At 71.5% G+C, this 2,603-nt stretch carries 4 protein-coding genes; 2 read left to right on the top strand and 2 right to left on the bottom strand.

The features are described 5' to 3' along the window. On the top strand, positions 1 to 1,051 hold a 1,051-nt coding region (locus VTU_RS25855), incomplete at its 5' end, for a flagellar biosynthesis protein FlhF (RefSeq protein WP_010101746.1). 71 nt (positions 1,052 to 1,122) lie between these two features. Then, positions 1,123 to 1,839 (top strand): RNA polymerase sigma factor FliA, encoded by a 717-nt coding sequence (locus VTU_RS0105610; protein WP_010101745.1) that lies wholly within the window; start codon positions 1,123 to 1,125, stop codon positions 1,837 to 1,839. 34 nt (positions 1,840 to 1,873) lie between these two features. On the opposite strand, the gene VTU_RS0105605 is transcribed toward VTU_RS0105610, so the two are convergent. Both VTU_RS0105605 and flgM read right to left on the bottom strand, forming a co-directional pair. Then, positions 1,874 to 2,233 (bottom strand): hypothetical protein, encoded by a 360-nt coding sequence (locus VTU_RS0105605; protein WP_029554146.1) that lies wholly within the window; start codon positions 2,231 to 2,233, stop codon positions 1,874 to 1,876. A 40-nt stretch (positions 2,234 to 2,273) separates the two neighbouring features. Then, a partial coding sequence (gene flgM, locus VTU_RS0105600) for a flagellar biosynthesis anti-sigma factor FlgM (protein WP_236610640.1) occupies positions 2,274 to 2,603 on the bottom strand: 330 nt, incomplete at its 5' end.

Here is a 2,603-nt window from a genome sequence, read left to right as displayed (position 1 = left end):
CGAGGCCAGCCCCGAAGCCGGCAATGGCGGCCAGGCGCCCGCGGCCCCGCGGCGCGGCCGCGGCGCACCGACGCCTGGCGCCGACCCGGCGCCGGCGCAGCGGCAGAACCACGCAATGCACGAACTCCAGACCATGCAGGCGCTGATCGAAGAACGCCTGGACACGCTCGCCTGGCTCGGGCAGGCGGGGCAGAACCCGATCCAGTCCCAGCTCATGCTCAAGCTGATCCGCGCCGGCTACTCGCCCGGCCTGGCGCGCGCGCTGCTCGAACGCATGCCGCCGGCGCTCGCGCCCGCGCAGGCGGTGCGCTGGATCATGCAGACGCTGGAGCTCAACCTCAGGACCGAAGCGGACGCACCGGCGCTCCACGAACGGGGCGGAATCTTCGCGCTGACCGGGTCCACCGGCGTCGGCAAGACCAGCAGCGCCGCCAAGCTGGCAGCGCTGTGCGCGCGCAGCCACGGCGCCGCCAGCGTGGGCCTGGTCACGCTGGACAACTGCCGCGCGGGCGCGCACGAGCAACTGCGCGCATACGGCCGCACGCTGGGCATCGTGGCGCATCTGGCGCACGACCGCGCGGCGCTGCAGGACCTGCTGGGACTGCTCGGCGGAAAAAAGATGGTGCTCATCGACACCGCCGGCGTGGCCCCCTGCGACCCGCGCAGGCGCGAACTGCTCGACATGCTCGAACTGCCGCAGGTGCAGCGCCTGCTGGTACTCAACGCCGGCTGCCACGGGGATACGCTCGACGACATGCTCGGCGCATTCCGGAGCGCGGGCCCGCAGCAGGCGATCCTCTCCAAGGTCGACGAAGCGGTCAAACTCGGCCCCGCGATCGACGCCTGCATCCGCCACCAACTGGTGCTGCGCGCAGTGACCCGGGGCCAGCGCGGCCCCGAGGACTGGGAGCGCGCCGACGCGCAGCAACTCGTCGGCGCGTCCATGCGCGCGCCCGCCCGGTCGGCGTTCGACCCCAAGGCGGCGGACCTGGGATTCTTTTTCGCGCATTCCCCCGCCAGCGGGCACCCGGAGGGACAGGGCCATGCCTGAGACCGGACCGCAAGTACCGGCGTCCACGGGCCGGAAAAAGAGCGCGCCCTGCCCGCGCAGGCGCTGAGCCGATGTACACCGCCAAGGGCCGGCTCGACCGCGACGCCATGCTGCGCCAGCACGCTGCGCTGGTGCGCAGGATCGCGCACCACCTGATCGCCCGGCTGCCGCCGAACGTGGAACTCGACGACCTGATCCAGGCCGGAATGATGGGCCTGGCCGACGCCCTCTCGCGCTACGAAGCCGCGCAGGGCGTGCAATTCGAAACCTTTGCCACCCAGCGCATCCGCGGCGCCATGCTCGACGAACTGCGCGAGAGCGACTGGATGTCGCGCAGCGCGCGCAAGAGCCAGAAAGACATCGAGCACGCCGTGCACCGGCTGGAACAAAGACTCGGCCGCAGCCCGCTGGAGTCGGAAATCGCCCGCGAGATGGGGATGGACCTGGCGGACTACCAGAGCCTGCTCGGCAAGGTGCGCGGCACCCAACTGGTGTACCTGGAGGACATGGCGCCGGGCGGCGACGGTGAGGACGGTTTTCTGGACCACCACGTCGTCGATAGCGCCGCCGACCCGGTGGAACTGCTGCGCGACCGGCGGCTCAAGACCTCCCTGGTGCACGCCATCGAAAGCCTGCCGGAGCGCGAACGGCACATCATGGGCATGTACTACGAGCAGGACATGAACCTCAAGGAAATCGCCGCCGTGCTGGGCGTCACGGAATCCCGCGTGTGCCAGCTGCACAGCCAGTCCATCGCCCGGCTGCGCGCAAAGATGCGCGCGCACTGAGGGTCCAGCAAACGGCCTGCGAGGCCAAGGAACTTCAGCCTGCCGGACGGTACGTGCGCGCCGCCCCCGCGCGCAGGCCCGGCGCGTAGGTGGACGCGGCGTCGGCCGCGGGCAGCAGCCCTGCGACCTGCCGGTCGGTGAGCGCGCACAGACGCGCCAGGCACTCGCGCTGCACGGTGAGCGTGGCGCCGATGGCGGCGACACGCGCTCTCCAGGACCGCGACAGCGCAACGCCAGCCGACGCAGACTGCTGCCGCGCAAGAGCGAACCGGGCCGCCGCAGCGCGCAGCGCCGGGGCGTGCCGTTCCAGCGATTCGCGGTCGGCCGCGCGCAGGGCGGCAGACACTTCGGCGATCAGCCGTTCAACGGCCGCGAGGGATTCTTCCGACGTCATGTGTTTGCGTCGCGCGCCGGCGCCGTACCTGCCGTGCGCGTCAAACGCGGGTGCGCGCAAGGATTTCCTGCGCGTCGCTGATCATCCGCGTGGCGACGACCTGCGCGCTCACGCGGAAATTGCCCTTCTCCAGCGCGGAGCGCACGGACTGCACCTTGCCCGCGTCGTAATCCGCGCTGCTGCGCGCGGCCGGGTCCAGGACATGGGCGGCACCGGACACCGTGACCGGCACGCCGGCCAGCGACCCCGCCGGCGTGCCGGCGCCCACGGCCGCGCCAGGAGGACTCTGCGCACGCTTGGCAGACCCGGTCTGCGCCAGGGCGCCCGGGATTTCGGTTTTCTGACCTATCTTCATCGCTTCTCTCCACAA

The organism is Verminephrobacter aporrectodeae subsp. tuberculatae At4, assembly GCF_000193225.1.
Lineage (GTDB): Bacteria > Pseudomonadota > Gammaproteobacteria > Burkholderiales > Burkholderiaceae_C > Acidovorax > Acidovorax aporrectodeae.
This window is presented reverse-complemented; position numbering and strand designations above follow the sequence as displayed.